General features: G+C 53.0%; 1 protein-coding gene. It reads right to left on the bottom strand.

What is annotated here, in order from left to right; all coding sequences use genetic code 11:
- Positions 1-146: 146 nt before the first annotated feature.
- Entirely contained in the window at positions 147-2,777 is a 2,631-nt protein-coding gene (mutS, locus tag O71_RS20920; protein ID WP_007661236.1) for a DNA mismatch repair protein MutS, read from the bottom strand.
- Positions 2,778-2,991: the final 214 nt, after the last annotated feature.

Here is a 2,991-nt window from a genome sequence, read left to right as displayed (position 1 = left end):
CCTTAGCGATTTAGTGATACAAAGATATAGACAAAATTTCAGAAGTCAAGAGGCTGCACTAAAATTTTCCATCACTTTTTCTTTTCCTACTGATTTTCAGCGAGAAAATTTTCAAAATATTTTAGCCTCCTGTCCCGCTATACCTTTCAGCGCACCATTTCGCCTTTATCTTTTAACAACAATTTGAGCTCATTGAGTTTCAAAAGTGCTTCTACAGGCGTGATCGTGTTAATATCGAGCTGCTCCATGAGCTCTTTTACACGCTGCAGTTGCGGGTCTTGCAGCTCAAACATACTCAGCTGGTAATTGTTCTTCGGCGCTGACTTCATCCGTTGCTTCGGTGCCTGCTCCGATACTTTCTCCTTCTCGAGGTGGTGCATGATCTCATCGGCACGCAGCACCACGCTGTTCGGCATACCCGCCATTTGGGCCACATGTATACCGAAGCTGTGCTCGCTGCCGCCCTCTACCAGTTTGCGCATAAACAGAATCTTGCCGCCCGTCTCCTTTACTGACACGTTGAAGTTCTTCACGCGGGTCAGGTCTTCGGCCAGCTGGTTGAGCTCGTGGTAGTGCGTGGCAAAAAGCGTCTTGGCCCGGAATTTTGGGTGGTTGTGCAGGTGCTCCACAATAGCCCAGGCAATGGAAATACCGTCGTAGGTGCTCGTCCCACGCCCGATCTCGTCCATCAGCACCATGCTGCGGTCAGACAGGTTATTCAAGATGCTGGCCGTCTCGGTCATCTCCACCATAAAGGTCGACTCGCCCTTCGAGAGGTTATCCGAAGCGCCTACACGGGTAAAGATCTTGTCGATGATACCGATGTTAGCTGCCTCGGCCGGCACAAAACAACCGATCTGCGCCATCAGCACAATGAGGGCGGTCTGGCGCAGCAGGGCACTCTTACCGGCCATGTTCGGACCCGTGATGATGATGACCTGCTGCTCTTCATTGTCGAGGTAGATGTCGTTCGGTACATACTCCTCACCTAGTGGCAACTGCTTTTCGATGACCGGGTGACGGCCTTTCTTGATGTCGAGCACATGACTGTCGCTCACTTCGGGCTTCACATAGTTTCCGGCCACGGCTATACCTGCAAAGGCGCTCAGGCAGTCGATCACGGCGATGACCTTGGCGTTCTGCTGAATCTGCCCTACGTAGTCCATGGCCTGCAGCACCAGTTCGTTGAACAGGCTGAACTCGATGGTATAGATGCGCTCCTCTGCGTTCAGGATTTTCTCTTCGTAGGTCTTTAGTTCTTCGGTAATGTAGCGTTCGGCATTTACCAAGGTCTGTTTGCGGATCCAGCTGGCCGGCACTTTGTCTTTGTGCGCGTGCGTTACCTCCAGATAGTAGCCAAATACTTTGTTGTAGGCAATCTTGAGCGAGCTTATACCTGTGTTGCGCACCTCCCGCTGCTGCAGCTGGGCCAGGTAATCCTTACCCGAGAAGGCGATCTTGCGCAGTTCGTCCAACTCCTCATTCACCCCGTCGTTGATCATGTTGCCCTGGTTGGTGAGCATCGGCGCGTCTGGCTTCAACACATTTTTGATCTCTTCACGGAGCCCGTCGCATGGCGCCAGCTGATCAGCCAGCTTGACAAGGGCAGGTATGCCGCTGGCGGCTAGCATTTTTTTGATCGGCTGAATCGCGTCCAGTGCCTTGGCCAGTTGCATCAGTTCCCGCGGGTTCACACGGCGCACGGCCACTTTAGAGATGAGCCGCTCGAGGTCGTTGATTTGCTTGAGGTGCAGGTATAGCTCGTCGAGTAGTTCGCTGTGCTTAGTCAGGGCCTCCACCGTATCAAGACGGCGCTTGATTTGCACGACGTCCTTCAGCGGCAGCACCACCCACTTTTTGAGCAGACGGGCACCCATCGGCGTGGTGGTCTGGTCAAGAATCTGAATCAGCGGCACGCCGTCCTGGTTCTGCGGGTATACCAGCTCCAGGTTGCGCACCGTAAAACGGTCGAGCCACACATACTTGTCCTCCTCCAGTCGCGATATGGTGGCGATATGGCTGATTTCATGATGGTGCGTTTCGGAGAGGTAATGCAGGATAGCGCCCGCCGAGGTAATACCCTCCTGCATCCCCTCTATACCAAAGCCTTTAAGCGAGGTCGTACTAAAATGTCTTGTTAATGACTCGTAGGCGAAGTCATAACTAAACACCCACTCCTCCAGCGCATAGTATCTAAAGTCAGGGCCGTAGCTCTGGAAGAAAGTCTCTTTCTCGCGCTTACAGAACAGCACCTCCGCCGGGGCCAGACTCTGCAGCAGCTTGCCCACATAGTTTTTGTCACCTTGTGCCGTGATGAACTCGCCTGTAGAGATATCCAGAAAGGACACGCCAGCCTCGGTCTTACCAAAGTGCACAGCCGCCAGATAGTTGTTGCTGCGCTTTTCTAGTACCTGGTCATTGAAGGAAACACCGGGTGTTACCAACTCAGTCACACCCCGCTTCACGATGCCTTTTACCGATTTCGGGTCCTCCAGCTGGTCGCAGATGGCGACACGCTCACCAGCACGCACCAGTTTAGGCAGGTAGGTATCGAGGGAATGGTGCGGAAAACCGGCCAGTGCTGTTTCAGAAGACGAGCCGGCACCGCGCTTGGTCAGCACAATGTCTAATATCTTACTGGCCCGCACGGCGTCTTCGCCAAAGGTTTCGTAAAAATCCCCTACCCTGAATAGCAGCAGCGCGCCCGGATGCTTCGCCTTAATGGCGTTGTACTGTTTCATCAGTGGGGTTACTGTGCCGTTGTCTCCTCCTTTCATACTTGTATATTCTTTCTGGGAAGTAGCTTCCCGGTTAATCTTATTATGTTATGGCGCGAGCGTCCACGTTTATGTTTGCTATGGTGGGGCCTCTGGCCCCTGTGCCAGGAATAGCAACAGTTGTCGTTGCATCGTTTGCAATTTAGCAGGTATAGCTGCTGTGCTATTGCATAGCTGGCTTTTGCCTTGGCCAGGCGGGCCTTACTTTTTTCCT

It is taken from the genome of Pontibacter sp. BAB1700, from assembly GCF_000277005.1.
Classification (GTDB): domain Bacteria; phylum Bacteroidota; class Bacteroidia; order Cytophagales; family Hymenobacteraceae; genus Pontibacter; species Pontibacter lucknowensis.
The sequence above is the reverse complement of the archived record's forward strand: the minus strand, read 5'-3'. Positions and strand labels throughout refer to the sequence as shown.